A 16,303-nucleotide genomic window follows, 5' to 3' on the forward strand; every position below is an offset into this window, starting at 1 on the left:
GTGGCGGGTTCAGCAGAACATAGTCGCCATAACGGGCAACGATATAGTCGATGACTTCCTGATTATCGTCCCCGGCGACAAGGCGTTCGCGGACCAGGACCCGCAGATCACGCGCCAGTTCGGCATCAGAATCATCAATCGACTGGTTCTGGCACACAAGACAGCGCAGTTCCTTGCTGATCTCGCGCGCACGTTCTTCAAGAACCGGATTGGACAGCATTTCATCGGGATTGACTGCCAAGGCGGGGGTGACAGCCAGAACGGGTAACAGAACGGCAAGCGCGCTGACAAGAATACTTAAGCGTCTGATCATCCCTTTATCTCCGCGATCTTGGGCAGCAAAACCTTTTCAAGAACTTCGACCGTGACGGGGCCGACATGCTTGTATCTGATCTGCCCGTTGCCATCGATAATGAAGGTTTCAGGCACGCCATAAACCCCAAAGTCAATTCCGGTCCGCCCGGACAGATCCATGCCAACAGCGGCATAGGGATCGCCAAGTTCATCAAGCCATTTAACGCCGTCTTCCGGGGCCTTTTCCTTGTAGTTCAGGCCATAGACCGGAACATTGGCTTCGCGTGAAAGGCGCTTGATCAACGGATGTTCTGCGCGGCACGGAATGCACCAGCTTGCAAAGACGTTGAGAACCGATACTTCACCCTGGGTCAGATCGGCACGCGACAAGCCCTTTTCGCGACCAGGCAGCGGCGGGAGTGAGAATTCCGGGGCCGGTTTGTCGATCAGGACCGATGGCACGACGGAGGCATCCTTGTCGATATTCAACAAAAACACCCCGGCCAAGGCGGCAAATAAAACCAGCGGGATTACGGCGATCGAAAATCTCATGAAGCGGGAACTCCGGTGTTCTTAAGGCGCAATACCACGCGCGTGAGGATGCTGAAACATCCACCGATCAACATCAATAACATGCCACCCCAGACCCATGGCATCATCGGCAAATAATGCACCGTCACCACCCGACCGCCATCATCAGCACGGTCCCCGATCGAAACATGCAAATCGCCGTCGCGACCATGCCAGATATCTGCTTCGCGGGTTTCAACCCCGCGGGTCGGATAGTAACGAATTTCGGGGAAAAGCTCAGTCACAGGCAGGGAGTGGCGATACAGAATAAAGGTCGCCTGACGGGTGGCGTAGTTCTCGCCCGCCAAAAGTGAGACACCCTCATATTGCAGGTTATAGGGGCCAGCCTGAATGCTTTGTCCGGCACGTGCCGAGACGACAACCTGTTCTTCCCAGATGCTGCTGGCTGATCCACCGGCAATCAGAATGGCCAGGCCGATATGGGCCAAAGTCATGCTGACATAGCGTGGTCCAAGAAGTTGCAAGTTGCGATATTTGCTTTCGCCATGTTCCGGATGACGCCAAAGCCGCGCCCATAAATCACTGAGCGACGCGGTTAGCACCCAACCTGCAAGGCCAATGCCGATCAGCGGGGCCGGGAACATCTCGATAAAGCGGATGGATACAAACAGGACGGTGATCAATGACAGGATGGCGGCCAGTTTCATGCGCCGTCCGATCATCCATATTTCATCCTGACGCCAGCGCAGCGCCGGCGCAAAAGCCATCAAGAACAGCAATGGCAGAACAATCGGGACCAGGACTTTGACATAGAACGGTGAGCCCACCGTAATGGGGTCGCCGGTAATCCATTTCAGAACCAGCGGATAGATGGTGCCGATCAGCACCACAGCGGCAACCAATGCCAACATGACGCTGTTAAGGAACATCGCACTTTCGCGTGAAATCACCTCGAAATAACGACTGGTGGCCATCTGATCAACGGATCGCCAAAACAGGTAATAAGCGCCTGCAAATACCGCACAGAAGCTGACCAGAAGGCCGGTGCTGTCGCTGGGCAGAAGCTGGGTTTCCGGCAAGGGGACAAACAGTCCCGAACGGGTCAGGTAAACCCCGAACCAGCCGACGGCAAGGGCGGTGATGCCAAGAAAGGCTGTCCATCCGCGGAGGGTTTCGGTTTTTTCCAGCACCGCCCGGCAATGCAAAAGTGCGGTGGCCAGCAGCCACGGCAAAAGCAGGCTGTTTTCGGCCGTATCCCAGTACCACCAGCCGCCCCATGCCTGTTCGCTGTAGGAGCGATAGGCATTGATCGCGATCGCGGTGCCAAGGCAGACCCAGGATCCAATCGTCCAGGATCGCATGGTTTCGGCCAGTTGACGGTCGATCCTGCGATCAAGCAACCCGGCCAGTGTCAGCGCAAAGATACCAGCCAATCCCGCCAGACCAAGATAAAGAAATGGTTCACGCAGAACTTTTAGCAGGTCCTGACTTTGCGGGTTCATACCCCGACCATCAAGCGGCGCGACACTGCTGCGCAGGAACGGATCAGCATCAATCAGGGCCACTACACCCAGAACGGCGATCAAAAGCCCGAGTATCGAAAGCGCGTTGCGACCAAAGTGGTCATCACCGGTTTTCGCGCTTTTGCCCATTTGAAGCGCCAGAAGCAGATTGACCAGCGACAATGCAACAAGCCAAACCAGCATCGCCCCACCATCCGGTGTAAAGGCGGCACCGATCCGGTACAGCATCGGCGTGGATGAATGACTGACGTCGGTTACGACAGGAAGGGTGAAATCACTGACGATAAAGGCGTTTAGCAATGCGCCCTCGGCCAGAAGGCCAAGCAAAAGGATTGCCGCTGGCAGCAAGAACAGATTGGCGGGTTTCGCCGCCATGCCTGTGGCGCCAACAGGATCGTCATCGGGAAGCTCTGGGCTGCCCTGTGGTGTGGCCGTGCTGGTCTGGGGGCGAAGCATGCGCAGAGAGGAGTGGAGCCACAGCGGACTGAACAGGACGGCCTGTCCGATCCCGGTGACCACCATCAGAAGCAGGGCAAAATGTCCTAACTCTGCAAGCATGTGCGTCTAAGGCTTCCCCAAAAAGTTCCCCTGCAACCTATTGCCTGATCTGCTTGGGGCGGATCAAGAGGCAATGGTCGCGGCTGTGTTCTTGTTGCGCGCGATCGGGCTTTATGGCGGCAGAATGTGGCTTAATTGCGCATCTGTTCAGCGTTTTTAGCTTCGATTTCTTCCCAATAGCCGCTTTTCTTAAGCGATTCGGCGACTTCGGGCGGCATGTAGTTCTCGTCGTGCTTTGCCAGAACTTCTGATGCGACAAACGTCCCTTCGCTGCTCATATGGCCTTCGGCAACAACGCCCTGACCTTCACGGAACAGGTCGGGCAAAATCCCGCGATAGGACACCGGAACAGTTTCAGCCATGTCCGTGACAACAAAGGCAATCGTCTGGCCGTCATCAAGTTTGGTCACCGATCCTTCGACGACAAGCCCGCCGACACGCAATCGCTGATCCGGGTCAATCGGTGACTTTTCAGCAATTTCCGTCGGGCTGAAGAAGAATACGACCGAATCTTCGAAGGCGGTCAGCAAGAGTGCGGCTGCGCCGCCAACGGCGAGCAAAATGGCGGCGATGGCATACATGCGTTGGCGTTTGCGGATTTTCGCGCGGGAAAGTGACACGTTCGTTCTCCGGTCAGGATGCCTTTGGGGACTTTTTGGTGCGGCGCGGGCGCCGTGATTGCAAGACAGTTTCGAGTTGGTCGCGTTCCGTCTCGCTGCTGCGCAGGCCGCGCAATGTCGAGATCAGCAAAGCAATCATGGCCAAAGCTGTCAGGCCATAGCTTGCCCAGATATAACTGCCATAACCGCCCATTGAGAAGAATTCACTCATTGCTTGGCCTCCGCATTGTGACCGGCATCATAGGATTGTTCCTTGGCAGTGGCCGGATTGCTGCGTTCGTCGAACATGCCCGAAAGATGCAAGGCACGAATGCGTCGTTCATTGAGTTCCAGACGGACACGCAGGATCAGAACAACGAAGTAGTAACAGGTAAAACCAAGGATCATCAGGGCAAGCGGCAATTGCATGCTTGGATCAACGGTGGGACCATCCATCCGCACGATGGATGCCGGTTGATGGAGCGTATTCCACCAATCGACTGAGAATTTGACAATCGGCACGTTGACCGCGCCGACCAGTGCCAACGCAGACCCCGCCTTTGATCCGCGTTCCGGATCGTCAAAGGCGTTCACCAAAGCCATGTAGCCGAGATAGAGGAACAAAAGGATCAGCATTGATGTCAGGCGGGCATCCCACACCCACCATGTTCCCCACATCGGTTCACCCCATAGCGATCCGGTAACCAGGCAAACGACGGTGAACATGGCGCCAATCGGTGCCGTGGCGCGCGCGCAAATATCGGCTAACGGGTGCTTCCAGATCAGGCTCATCGCGCCACAGATCGCCATGCCGACATAGCAAAACAGGCCCATCCAGGCAGCCGGGACATGGATATACATGATCCGTACGGTATGGCTTTGCTGATAATCAACGGGTGATGCGATCAGGGAGAAATACAGCCCGACCGCAATCAGAATTGCGGTCAAAACCGACAGCCACGGCAGGATCGGCGCTGTGAATTTCAAAAACACACTTGGTTTGGCAAAGCGATGCATTTTTTCTTTTCCTTGGTGCGGAAATCCGCAAAGGGTCATCCCGTATCGTATCTTGTTCTATTCCATGGCCTGTCGAACGGCATGGGCGGTGGCAAAGGGCGCTGCTGCCAGTGTCAAAAGCAGGATCGCAGCCATGATCTGTAGTTGCGCGGTCGCTGAAATGCCCAGAAGGGCGGCCTCAACCGCACCGGCCCCAAAGATCAGAACCGGAATATAAAGTGGCAACACCAGAAGTGAAACCAGTACACCACCCCGGCGCGCCCCCAGTATGAGTGCTGCGCCAATTGCCCCGATCAGGCTGAGTGCCGGTGTTCCAAGCAGCATAGCAACCATAAGAATGATGAAGCCGTCTTGATTCATGTTAAGCATCACCGCCATCAGCGGTGCCGCAATGATCAGCGGAAGCCCGGTTGTCAGCCAATGTGCCAGCACTTTACCCAATATAAGAAGCTCCAGCGACACGGGCGAGAGGGTCAAAAGTTCAAGCGAACCGTCTTCGTAATCGGTCTGAAAAACGCGTTCGAGTGACAGCATGGCAGCAAGCAGTGCCGAGACCCAGATCACACCAGATGCAATGCGTGCCAGAATGTTGGCTTCCGGCCCGACACCGAACGGAAACAGGGTGGTCGTGACAATAAAGAACGCAACCACCATCACGGAATCGGCCCCCTGGCGCATGGCCAGACGCAGGTCACGTTGCAGGATCGCCCAAAAGCCGTTCATTGCGCGGCCTCCGACGATGACTGGCTTGTTGCGTTGTCCGATTGATCGTCATCCATTTCGTCTTGTTCCGCCAGCCACTCGACCATCGGAACGGCGAAATCATCAAGATCCAGAATGGTCGGGTTTTTAACCTCAAGATCGATATGGGTCGAATAGATCACGATCCCGCCATCTTTGCGGAAACTGGCAATCAATTGCGCCAATTCAGCGCAGCTTTCACGGTCCAGACCGACGGTTGGCTCATCAAGGAGCCACAGATCACTTTGCCCGATCAGAACGCGGGCAAGGGCACTGCGTCGCTTTTGCCCGCTTGAAAGGTATCGCCCGGTGACACTGGCCAGATGATGGATATCAAGCGCATCCAATGCCCGGTCAATGGCGGCGTCAAGATCACGCACACCGCGCAGCTGTCCCCAAAGGCGAAGATTGTCACGGACTGTCAGGACAGGTTTGATGGCATCCTGATGGCCCAGATACTGGGTGCGGCCATGATGGGCGATCCGGTCATCGGCAATGTTTTCACCGTTCCAGTACAGTGTGCCGGATCGCGGTGCCAGAAGACCCGCCATCAGGCGCAACAGGCTTGATTTGCCAGCGCCGTTTCGACCACGCAGCATGATGGCGTCACCGGAAGCGGCCGAAAAGGACAGGCCACCAAACACCAGTCTTTCGCCGCGCAGGCAGGTCAGATCAGAACCGCTAAAATCAGCCATATAACCCGTTAGATTGTCTGAAATTCATTCTGCAACACGTCATGATATAGCGCGTTACAGTGCATTATTCATGCAATAACCGACAATGGGCTTAAAGGCATTGTTTCAAATCAATCCAAATTCACCATTGCGCGGTGAAGTCAGTCATCGAAGCGGACCATCGCAGCGCCGCTGATCGGGCCGCCGCGACCATTCTGGACCAGAATGGCAATGCCCCCGTCATAGGGTTCTGACATAGCAAACGGAATTTGGCGGGTGGTGCCATCCCACTGACCAAGACTGATCATTTCACGCACGACATTGGCATGTACCAGACGTTTTCCGGCGTTTTCGCCTGACAGAACATCGCGCGCATGTTCGCGGTCAAAGCCGATCAGCCAGATTTGGCCACCATTGCCTGCGGCCTGTTTGCCAACGCCGCGCAGGGAAACAGTTCCGCGTGCCGCCTGGCCGGTGTCAGATGTGGCCAACTTGATATCGGCAACGTCACGCAATGGTGCAAGGTCGCTGCTGGTTGCCCGGATCTGCTGTTGGGCCGTTGCGCGGACGACGTGATCCCCATTGATGATGACCTGTGGCGTGTAAACATAGCGTTCGCGCATGCGATCGGCGTATTCCCGCTGGCGCTGGCTATATCGGGCATCAGAAAATGGATCGGTCCATCCAAGATAGTTCCAGTAGTCGACATGATAGGACAGCAACAACAGGTCCTCATGCTGCTGGGCAAGGTTGTAAAGAACCTTGTCGGCAGGCGGACAGGAGTTGCAGCCTTGTGACGTGTAGAGTTCCACCACAGCGCGCGGCAATACACTTTCAGCCGCGGTCGCAGGGCCAGTGACCATCATAATGGTCAGTGCAAGGGTACATAAAAGGGGGCGAGTGTTTTTCATGACATTGATGATGCCTGAAAACAGTCTTCACCGGCCAATCACAAGGCGTTGAAAGCCACGCGACCCTCTAAAGCGCGATGATTCCGTTACGCTTTTTTATGACGTGCGGGCGTTTTTTGCCTTGGCAAGTTCCGAAACCTGGCTGGCGGGCATCGGCTGGCCAAGCAGGTAGCCCTGTATAAGGTCGCAACCGGCATTTCGCAGCACTTCAAGCTGTTTTTCGTTTTCAACGCCTTCGGCAACGCAGGTTTTGCCAAGGTTGCGCGCCATATTGATGATGGTGATCGGAAGCGTTGCGCCATCCGGGCCATCTTCGATATCCCGCACAAAACTGCGATCGAGTTTGATCACATCAAACGGCAATGTGCGCAGGTAACTCAGGCTGGAAAAACCGGTTCCGAAATCATCAAGGGCGATCCTGACGCCAAGATTGCGCAGGCGCTGCAGTTTGGTGCGCATATCGTCGATATTGCGCATGAACAGGCTTTCGGTGACCTCGATCTCCAGTCTTTCGGCGGCGACACCCTTTTCGACGAGGATTGCGCGAAGTTGATCGGCAAAATCCATCGAGCCATAGAATTGCTGAACCGATACATTGACCGCAAGGCCCAGATTGAACAGACCTTCCTGCCGCCAGGCGATCAGCTGGTCACAGGCGGTGCGAATGACCCAACGGCCCAGTTCGCCAATGACTCCCATTTCCTCGGCAACCGGCACAAAAGTCGAGGGCGGGATGGTTTTGCCTTCGGCCGTGGTCCAGCGCAACAAGGCTTCGACGCCGGTTATGTCACCTGTTTTTGCGTCAAACTGTGGCTGGTAGACAAGGTGGAGTTCCTGGTTGTCAATTGCGCGCCGCAAGGCGGTTTCAAGGGCAAGGTCGGCACCCTTTTGACTGTGCAGATTGACACTATAAAGCCCGACGCGGTTTCTGCCCTGTTCCTTTGTCTTTTCCTTGGCCTGGGCCATCGCAAGTTCGGCACAGCGAATGATATTGCTGGTGTCGTTGGCATCTTCGGGGAAGGAGGCAATGCCGACGCTGGCAGAAAGATAGACATCTTCGCCCTTGCGGGTCTGGTGTGCTTCATCCAGCCGGCTGAGCAATTTTTCGGCAATATTGACGGCTTCCTGTTCGGTTTTCACGTGGGGCAGAATGGCCGCGAATTCGTCGGCGCCAACACGGGCAACAACCGCATCATGCCCAAGCTCGCGGCTGATCCTGCGCGCGACTTCAACAAGAACGTCGTCCCCGGTGCTGTGACCAAGGGCATTGTTCACACGCTGGAAGTTATCAATATCGAGCATGGCAATGCTTAATGGGCGCCCGACCCGGCGGGCGCGCCCGATATGAAGAGACAACAGTTCCGAGAACCGGCGGCGGTTTGGCATGCCGGTAAGTTCGTCGGTAAAGGCAATACGCAGCACGTCTTCGCGGTTTTTTTCCCGACCACTGATGTCGGTGAAAATCGATGCGTAATGCGTCACATTGCCTTCGCCATCGCGCACGGCCATGATCGAAAGCCATTCGGCATAAATCTCGCCAGATTTCCGGCGGTTCCAGATTTCGCCTTCCCATTTCCCGGTACGGGCAAGGTCCGCCCAGAGCTTGTCATAGAATTCCTTGCTTTGACGACCGGACTTCAAAATGCTGGGTGTCTTGCCGATGACTTCTTCGGCTTGATAACCGGTCACGCGGGTAAAGGCCGGATTGACGGCCTCGATTTCCGACTGCGCGTTGCAAATCATCACGCAATCGGGTGAATTTTCGATCAGTTTGTTGGCAAGTGCCAGTGACTGGCGTGCCTTGGTCAGTTCACTGCCGCCGTCCTCGGCCAGATTGCTGAGATGAACCAGATAATCCTGTTCGATAAATTCCAGAAGGTCGGCAAATGACAAAACCCCGATGGTCTCGTCATGATGGTTGTGAACGACAAGATGTCGGAAATTGTCGCGCATCATCATATTGCGCGCGTCATCAAGGTTCATGTCCTGACGGATAAACTTTACCGGGCGGGTGGCAATGTCGCCGGCTGTCAGGTTTTCATGCTCAGTGGCCAGATGGCGCAGGATATCGCGTTCGGTGATGATGCCGGTTTTTAGTTCTGCGGGCAGATCTTCGGCAAAGCCCGAAATGATGGCACTGTCGCATTTCTCGGAATGCATGCGTTGACGCAATTCCCAAACACGAATGTCCTTGTGCGCAAATACGGTGGATTGACGAACGGCATCAGCAACGTCATTGGCGATAAACGGCTTTTTGTCGCCGACATGACGGATCAGGTCCGTCTGGCTGATAATGCCGACCAAACAGCCATCTGCGTCGATGGTGACAAGGTGACGAACACCGCGATCACGCATGCGAACGATGGCCGATTGCGGCGTGGCATGAACCGAAATCGTATGAACCGGTGCTGACATCTGTGTCGCAACCGGTTCCGAAAGTGCCGCCGCAGTCGTGGCTGGCAACGAGAGCAAATCATGCTCGGTGACAATTCCCACAGGTTTGTTGGCAACGACAACAACAACCGAACTGCTGTTGGCACGTCGCATCTTGGCGATGGCCTCGCCAAGCGTCTCCTGCGGATCACAGCTTAAAACTGTTCCGGGTGAAAGTGTGCCGACCGTCAGCCCAAATGGACGTCCGTCTGAGGATGAAGGGCGTATCATGCAGGTTTGCTCTGTTGGATTGTTCTTGTTCGCTATTATTCTTAAGGGTGAATCGTGCGCGCCTCTCCTAGCAGGTTCGGCGTTCTTAAGAATTGTTCTGGATCAACTTGGCAATTTTCAGTTGAGCATTGTTCAGTAAGAACCATCCCAAACAACAACACCCCACCGGAAAACCGGTGGGGTGTCAATATCTCTGCCAAAGATTTCAGGAAGAAATCAGGCAGCTTTCATCATGTTACGCAGAACGAACTGCAGGATGCCGCCATTCTGGTAGTAGAGAACTTCGTTCTCGGTATCGATACGGCAGGTGGCGATGCATTCTTCGGTGCTGCCATCCTTGCGCGTGATGCGAACCGTGACATCCTGCAGCGGGGTGATGCCATCACCGATGCCCAGAACATCAAAGGTTTCCGAGCCATCCAGCTTATAGGTCTCACGACCTTCGCCATCCTTGAACTGCAGCGGCAGAACGCCCATGCAGACCAGGTTGGTGCGGTGGATACGCTCGAAGCTTTCGGCGATAACAGCTTTGACGCCAAGCAGGTTGGTGCCTTTGGCTGCCCAGTCACGTGAAGAACCGGTGCCGTATTCCTTACCGGCAACAACCACAAGCGGGGTGCCTTCGGCCTGATAACGCATTGCAACGTCATAGACCCAGCCCTGTTCGCCCGACGGATAATGAACCGAAACACCACCTTCGGTGCCCGGTGCCATTTCGTTACGGATACGAATGTTGGCAAAGGTACCGCGCATCATGACTTCGTGGTTACCACGACGTGCGCCATAGGAGTTGAAGTCACGAACCGCGACGCCATTCGCCTTGAGGTATTCACCTGCAGGGCTTTCTTCCTTGATCGAACCGGCCGGGGAAATGTGGTCGGTGGTGACAGAGTCACCCAGGATCAAGAGCGGACGTGCGCCGTGAACTTCAGCGAAGTCACCCGGCTCTTTCGCCATGTTGACGAAGTAAGGCGGGTTCTGCACGTAGGTGGACTTGTTGTCCCACGCGAAGGTTTCGCCTTCGGTGACTTCGATTTCCTGCCACGGTTTCGGACCGGCAAAGATGTTGTCGTAACGATCTTTGTACATCGCAGCCGAGATCGAGGACGCGATGGTGTCAGCGATCTCTTTGTTGGTCGGCCAGATGTCTTTCATGAAGACGTCATTGCCGTCCTTGTCCTTGCCGATCGGATCCTTGTCGAGGTCGATCTTCAGGTTGCCGGCAAGCGCATAGGCAACAACCAGCGGCGGGGAGGCAAGGTAGTTTGCCTTGACCTGCGGGCTGATACGGCCTTCGAAGTTACGGTTACCAGACAGAACGGCGGTGACGAGCATGTCGTTACCATCGATCGCATCGATGATCGGTGCCGCCAGCGGACCGGAGTTACCGATGCACGTGGTGCAACCGAAACCGGCAACGTTAAAGCCAAGCTGATCCAGGTAATCCTGAAGGCCTGCTTTTTCGAGATAGTCGGCAACAACCAGAGAACCCGGTGCAAGCGAGGTTTTCACCCACGGTTTGCTCTGAAGGCCGAGTTCGACAGCTTTCTTCGCCAGAAGACCTGCTGCGATCAAAACGCTCGGGTTCGAGGTGTTGGTGCAAGAGGTGATCGCGGCGATGACGACGTTACCGTCTTTCATTTCGAAGTTTTCGTTCGAAACCGGGACGGAACGATCGGCATCAACACCCGGTGCCATTTCGGCAAAGGTGTTGTTGAAGCTTGAAACGGCATCTTTGAGCAGAACACGGTCCTGCGGACGCTTCGGACCCGAAAGGGCCGGCTCGACGGTCGAAATGTCAAGCTCAAGCGTTGCGGTGTATTCGGCTTCATGTGCCGGGTCACGCCACATGCCCTGTTCTTTGGCATATGCCTCGACCAGAGCAATCTGGTCTTCGTCACGGCCGGTCGAACGCATGTAGTTCAGCGTTTCGTCATCGATCGGGAAGAAGCCACAGGTCGCACCATATTCCGGTGCCATGTTACCGATGGTCGCACGGTCCGGCAGGCTCATGTGGTCAAGCGCATCGCCATAGAATTCGACGAATTTGCCGACAACGCCTTTTTCACGCAGCATCTGAACGACGCGCAGAACAAGGTCAGTTGCGGTGATGCCTTCTTTCATGGAACCGGTCAGCTTGAAGCCAACGACTTCCGGGATCAGCATCGAGATCGGCTGACCAAGCATTGCTGCTTCGGCTTCCAGACCGCCAACACCCCAACCCAGAACGGCAAGGCCGTTCACCATGGTGGTGTGGGAGTCCGTACCAACCAGCGTGTCCGGGTATGCGACGGTTTTGCCGTCTGCGTCTTCGCCGGTCCAGACGACCTTGGCAAGATGCTCGACATTGACCTGGTGGCAGATACCTGCGCCCGGCGGAACAATACGGAAATTGTTGAAGGCGTTCTGGCCCCAACGCAGGAATTCGTAGCGTTCGCCGTTACGTTCGAACTCGACTTCCATGTTTTTGTCGAGTGCGTCGTCGGTGCCAAAGAAGTCAATCATGACCGAGTGGTCAATGACGAGGTCAACCGGTGAAAGCGGGTTCACCTTCTGGGCGTCGCCACCCATGTTGACGACGGCATCGCGCATGGCAGCAAGGTCAACGACGGCGGGAACGCCGGTGAAGTCCTGCATCAGAACGCGGGCCGGACGATAGTTGATCTCGTGGCTGCTCTTGTGCTCTTTGAGCCAGTCAACAACAGCTTTGACATCGTCGGTTTTAACAGTGAAATCGTCTTCGTAACGCAAAAGGTTCTCAAGAACGACTTTCAGCGTGAACGGAAGTTTTGAAACGTCGCCGAATTTCTCGGAAGCAACTTTGAGGCTGTAATAGTCGACGGACTTGTCCCCGACTTTCAGCGTACGGCGCGTTTTCAGGTTGTCTTTGCCACAAATGGACATCAGACCCTCCTCAAGGTGGTTTAAAGGGCTTGTCGTGACAAGACACCCCGACCGTCGGAGCGCCGAGCGGTGGGCTATCTGTGTTGCGTGACGCGGGTCACGGCTACATATCTATGTGCAACGGGGTTACACCACAATTCCCTGTGAAAGTCCAGACCCCGAAAAGGGGTATTGGGGAAAACCCGTTGATCACAGTGTATTGGCAAAGTCCAACAAGCACTAAAGCAGCTGTAAACGATATGTGCCGTGGCATTTGACCTTTCAATAGGATGGTCGGCAACACGGAGTCTGTCCTTCATGACATGTTGATGATCGCCGATGGCGACACGGCAAAGTCCGTCACCGCGGGTGCCGTCCATTTGCGTGCTGTTGCGACTCCGGCTGCGCTTGGGAATGCCAAGACTCGAATCAAGCCAGAAGTGATGATGTTGGGCCGGTCCGGATTGTGCGGTGCATGATTGCCAAAATTTTTTGCAATGCGGCGATTGAAATTGCCCCGAATTGGTCAGGCCGCCAGATAACGCTACGTAATCAAGGGTAGAATGACCGGTTTAATATACAGGCAAATAATTGTGCGCTGCAAATTTGTAGAAAAGTCCCAACCCGTTGAGAATCATTGCATTGACGCAATATGCTGAAATTGGTACTTAAATGCCTATTAAATGTGTCAGGCCCGGTTTCCGTAAGGTCAGGGTCATAAAATAAAACGACACATCATCAGGGAAACTGAACAGCGGTTTGCAAATTTTGACCCGAAAGAACCCGAAATGCGGTTCTGCGGTATTTGCGGCCCAAGTCAGGGAGGAATGCGACGGCATGACGTCACAGGGTCCTATTTTACAGATCAGCGACGTGTCGCTTGTTTTCGGCGGTGTGCGTGCGCTGAGTGATGTCAGCTTTTCCGTTCAGCCGGGCGAGCTTTTTTCGATCATTGGCCCGAATGGCGCTGGCAAGACATCCATGTTGAACTGCGTATCGGGGCGTTACACCCCGACGATGGGTTCGGTGTCCTTCAAGGGGCAGGATGTTACCGGGCTTAAACCCAATGATCGCGCCGAGCTGGGTATTGGTCGTACCTTCCAGAACCTCGCACTTTTCGGTCACATGAATGTGCTTGATAACATCATGGTTGGCCGTCACCACCTGCTAAAGAACAACTTTGTGAACGGGCCGCTTTACTGGCTTGGCGGGGCGCAAAAGGAAGAGCTGGAACACCGTCGCTTCTGCGAAGATGTTATTGATTTTCTTGAAATTTCCCACATCCGCAAGGCAACAGCCGGAACGCTTTCATATGGTCTGCGCAAGCGGGTTGAGCTTGCGCGTGCGGTTGCGTTGCGCCCCGATCTGATCCTGCTGGATGAGCCGATGGCGGGCATGAACCTCGAAGAAAAAGAGGACATGGCGCGCTTTATCATCGACCTCAATGAAGAGTGGGGCATGACCGTTGTCATGATCGAACATGACATGGGTGTGGTCATGGATATCTCAAACCGGGTGATGGTCCTTGATTTCGGTCGCAAGATTGCCGAAGGCCTGCCAGATGAGGTGATGGCCAACAAGCATGTGAAGAAAGCCTATCTCGGCGAAGAAGACGACGAAACGGACGAAGACGAGCAGGTGGCCTGAGCATGAGCAGCAATATCCCGGAATATGCCGACATCAAGTCGCTTGATACCTTCCCGAAAGTACTGGCCTATAACGCGCGCAACTGGCCCAAAGAAGTCGCCATGCGCGAAAAGGAATTCGGTATCTGGCAGGAATTTACCTGGCAGGACTATAACGACCGCGTCAAATGGATGACGCTTGGCATGCGGGCCCTTGGCCTTGGGCAGGGTGATGTTGTCGGCATCATCGGCGAAAACCGCCCGGAATGGGTCTGGGCCGAAATTGCGGCCCACGCACTGCGCGGTATGTCGGTTGGCCTTTATCAGGACAGCCTGCACGAAGAAGTCGCCTATCTGATTACCTATTCAGGCGCGCGCATCCTGATCGCCGAAGACGAGGAACAGTGCGACAAGCTTCTTGAGCTTGGCGATGATATTCCGACCGTGGAGCACATTGTTTATTGTGACCCGCGCGGGATGCGCAAATATGACGATCCGCGCTTGATGGATGTCGAAAAGCTTTACGAGCTGGGCCGGAAATTCGAGGAACAGAACGCGGGTTCTTATGACCAGATGGTCGCCGATACCCGTGGTGATGAATGCGCCATCCTCTGCACCACGTCAGGGACGACATCCAAGCCGAAAATGGCGATGCTTAATTCCGGTGATTTCCTTGATCACTGCGCAGCTTACCTTCGCGCCGACCCGAAATATCCGGGTGACAACTATGTCTCTGTCCTGCCGTTGCCGTGGATTATGGAGCAGGTCTATGTCGTTGGTCAGTCGCTGATCAGTCGCCAGATCGTCAATTTCGTTGAAGAGCAGGAAACCATGATGGCCGACCTGCGCGAGATTGGCCCGAACTTTGTCCTTCTGGCGCCGCGCGTCTGGGAAACCATTGCCGCAGACGTTCGCGCACGGATGATGGATTCCACCCCGTTCAAGCAAAAGATGTTTGATTTCGGAATGGCGCTGGCACGTACCGCCATGGACAATGGTGGTCGTTCAAAAATGGCCGACATCGTCCTGATGAATGCGCTGAAAGACCGGCTTGGTTTTTCCAATCTGCGTTCGGCCGCAACCGGTGGTGCGGCGATTGGGCCGGAAACCTTCAAGTTCTTCCACGCGATGGGCGTGCCACTGCGTCAGCTTTATGGCCAGACCGAGCTTTGCGGGGCCTATACCATCCATCAGCCCGAAGACATCGACTTCGATACGGTTGGCGTTGCCTTTGATAATTCCGAAATCAAGGTGATCAACACGGATGAAAACGGGGTTGGTGAAATCGTGGCCCGCACGTCGGGCATGTTTACCGGATACTTCAAAAACCAGTCCGCCTATGACGAGGATGTCCGGGATGGCTGGATGCATACCGGTGATGCCGGATACTTCAAGGACGAGAACAAGCACCTTGTGGTGATTGACCGTATGAAGGATCTGGCGGAAACCTCGACCGGGGTGCGCTATTCGCCGCAGTTTATTGAAAACAAACTGAAATTCTCGCCCTTCATTGCCGAGGCCGTGATTCTTGGCAAGGACCTGCCGTTCCTGTCGACCATGATCTGTATCCGTTATTCGATCATGGCGAAATGGGCAGAGCAACGCGGGATTGCCTTTACCAACTATACCAACCTGTCAGCCCAGCCGCAGGTCTATGACATGATCACCGAGGAAATTCGCGAAGTGAACAAGACACTTCCCGAAGCCCAGCGGATCAAGCGGTTCCTGCTTCTTTACAAGGAACTGGATGCCGATGACGGCGAGCTGACCCGCACGCGCAAAGTGCGTCGTGGGGTGGTTGCCGAAAAGTATGCCGACATCATTGATGCGGTTTATGCCGGGAATGACAAGGTTGATATCGACACCATGATCACCTTCCAGGACGGGTCAAAAACCCGCATTCAGACGAGTGTGAAGGTCGTCGATCTTGATAATGACAAGGCCGCACAGACGGCCCCGAAAGCCGCCGAATAAGGCAGCAGCATAACTGTGGTCCCTGCCGGGAAATAACCGGCACGCGGGCCGCCATTACAGGGATGGCAACATGAATTTCGAACTTCTGTTCCAGCTTCTGCTGAACGGTTTGATTGTCGGGACACTCTATGGCGTTGTCGCCATGTGCTTTGTCCTGATCTACAAATCGACCCAGATCGTCAACTTTGCCCAGGGTGAGTTCCTGCTGATCGGGGCATGGGTGTGTTATGCATTCCTTGTCGAGATGCAAATGCCCTTCTGGCTGGGTTTCCTGTTTACCTTGCTGTTCATGATGGCGTTTGGCGTCGT

At 54.9% G+C, this 16,303-nt stretch carries 14 protein-coding genes; 3 read left to right on the forward strand and 11 right to left on the reverse strand.

Annotated features, from left to right (window positions below; all coding sequences use genetic code 11):
- The 11 genes from B2R48_RS15760 to acnA all read right to left on the reverse strand — a co-directional run.
- A partial coding sequence (locus tag B2R48_RS15760) for a cytochrome c-type biogenesis protein (RefSeq protein WP_297002330.1) occupies window positions 1-313 on the reverse strand: 313 nt, incomplete at its 3' end.
- Window positions 310-846 (reverse strand): DsbE family thiol:disulfide interchange protein, encoded by a 537-nt coding sequence (locus B2R48_RS15765; protein ID WP_062956646.1) that lies wholly within the window; start codon window positions 844-846, stop codon window positions 310-312. The genes B2R48_RS15765 and B2R48_RS15760, both read right to left, overlap by 4 nt.
- On the reverse strand, window positions 843-2,906 hold the full coding sequence (locus B2R48_RS15770) for a heme lyase CcmF/NrfE family subunit (RefSeq protein ID WP_297002336.1): 2,064 nt from the start codon (window positions 2,904-2,906) through the stop codon (window positions 843-845). Before B2R48_RS15770 ends, B2R48_RS15765 begins: the two co-directional genes overlap by 4 nt.
- A 131-nt stretch (window positions 2,907-3,037) precedes the next feature.
- Window positions 3,038-3,526, reverse strand: a complete 489-nt coding sequence (gene ccmE / locus B2R48_RS15775; RefSeq protein WP_084272099.1) for a cytochrome c maturation protein CcmE — start codon at window positions 3,524-3,526, stop codon at window positions 3,038-3,040.
- A gap of 13 nt (window positions 3,527-3,539) precedes the next feature.
- The gene (gene ccmD / locus B2R48_RS15780) at window positions 3,540-3,737 is read right to left on the reverse strand and encodes a heme exporter protein CcmD (protein WP_297002339.1); all 198 of its coding nucleotides are present in this window, start codon (window positions 3,735-3,737) and stop codon (window positions 3,540-3,542) included.
- On the reverse strand, window positions 3,734-4,522 hold the full coding sequence (locus B2R48_RS15785; RefSeq protein ID WP_062957291.1) for a heme ABC transporter permease: 789 nt from the start codon (window positions 4,520-4,522) through the stop codon (window positions 3,734-3,736). Before B2R48_RS15785 ends, ccmD begins: the two co-directional genes overlap by 4 nt.
- 57 nt (window positions 4,523-4,579) lie before the next feature.
- Window positions 4,580-5,245 (reverse strand): heme exporter protein CcmB, encoded by a 666-nt coding sequence (gene ccmB, locus B2R48_RS15790; protein ID WP_062956642.1) that lies wholly within the window; start codon window positions 5,243-5,245, stop codon window positions 4,580-4,582.
- Complete coding sequence (ccmA, locus tag B2R48_RS15795) at window positions 5,242-5,958, reverse strand: heme ABC exporter ATP-binding protein CcmA (protein ID WP_297002341.1); 717 nt, start codon at window positions 5,956-5,958, stop codon at window positions 5,242-5,244. The genes ccmB and ccmA overlap by 4 nt, the downstream gene beginning before the upstream one ends.
- 140 nt (window positions 5,959-6,098) lie before the next feature.
- A complete protein-coding gene (locus B2R48_RS15800; protein WP_297002343.1) occupies window positions 6,099-6,848 on the reverse strand; it encodes a DUF1223 domain-containing protein in 750 nt (249 codons plus the stop codon).
- Between the two features lie 96 nt (window positions 6,849-6,944).
- Window positions 6,945-9,512 carry an EAL domain-containing protein gene (locus tag B2R48_RS15805; RefSeq protein WP_297002347.1) on the reverse strand — a complete coding sequence of 856 codons (2,568 nt, stop codon included), beginning with the start codon at window positions 9,510-9,512 and terminating at the stop codon, window positions 6,945-6,947.
- 216 nt (window positions 9,513-9,728) lie between these two features.
- Window positions 9,729-12,416, reverse strand: coding sequence for an aconitate hydratase AcnA (gene acnA / locus B2R48_RS15810; protein WP_213473612.1), 2,688 nt, complete (start codon window positions 12,414-12,416; stop codon window positions 9,729-9,731).
- Window positions 12,417-13,232: 816 nt separating this feature from the next.
- On the opposite strand from acnA, the gene B2R48_RS15815 reads away from it, so the two are divergent.
- The 3 genes from B2R48_RS15815 to B2R48_RS15825 form a co-directional block, all read left to right on the forward strand.
- Complete coding sequence (locus tag B2R48_RS15815) at window positions 13,233-14,042, forward strand: ABC transporter ATP-binding protein (RefSeq protein WP_062956637.1); 810 nt, start codon at window positions 13,233-13,235, stop codon at window positions 14,040-14,042.
- 2 nt (window positions 14,043-14,044) lie between these two features.
- Entirely contained in the window at window positions 14,045-15,994 is a 1,950-nt protein-coding gene (locus B2R48_RS15820; protein WP_062956636.1) for a long-chain fatty acid--CoA ligase, read from the forward strand.
- Window positions 15,995-16,064: 70 nt separating this feature from the next.
- Window positions 16,065-16,303 (forward strand): ABC transporter permease subunit (locus B2R48_RS15825; protein WP_414716196.1); only part of this gene is annotated, 239 nt, incomplete at its 3' end.

It is taken from the genome of Thalassospira sp. UBA848 (assembly GCF_002295455.1).
In the GTDB taxonomy this organism is placed as follows: domain Bacteria; phylum Pseudomonadota; class Alphaproteobacteria; order Rhodospirillales; family Thalassospiraceae; genus Thalassospira.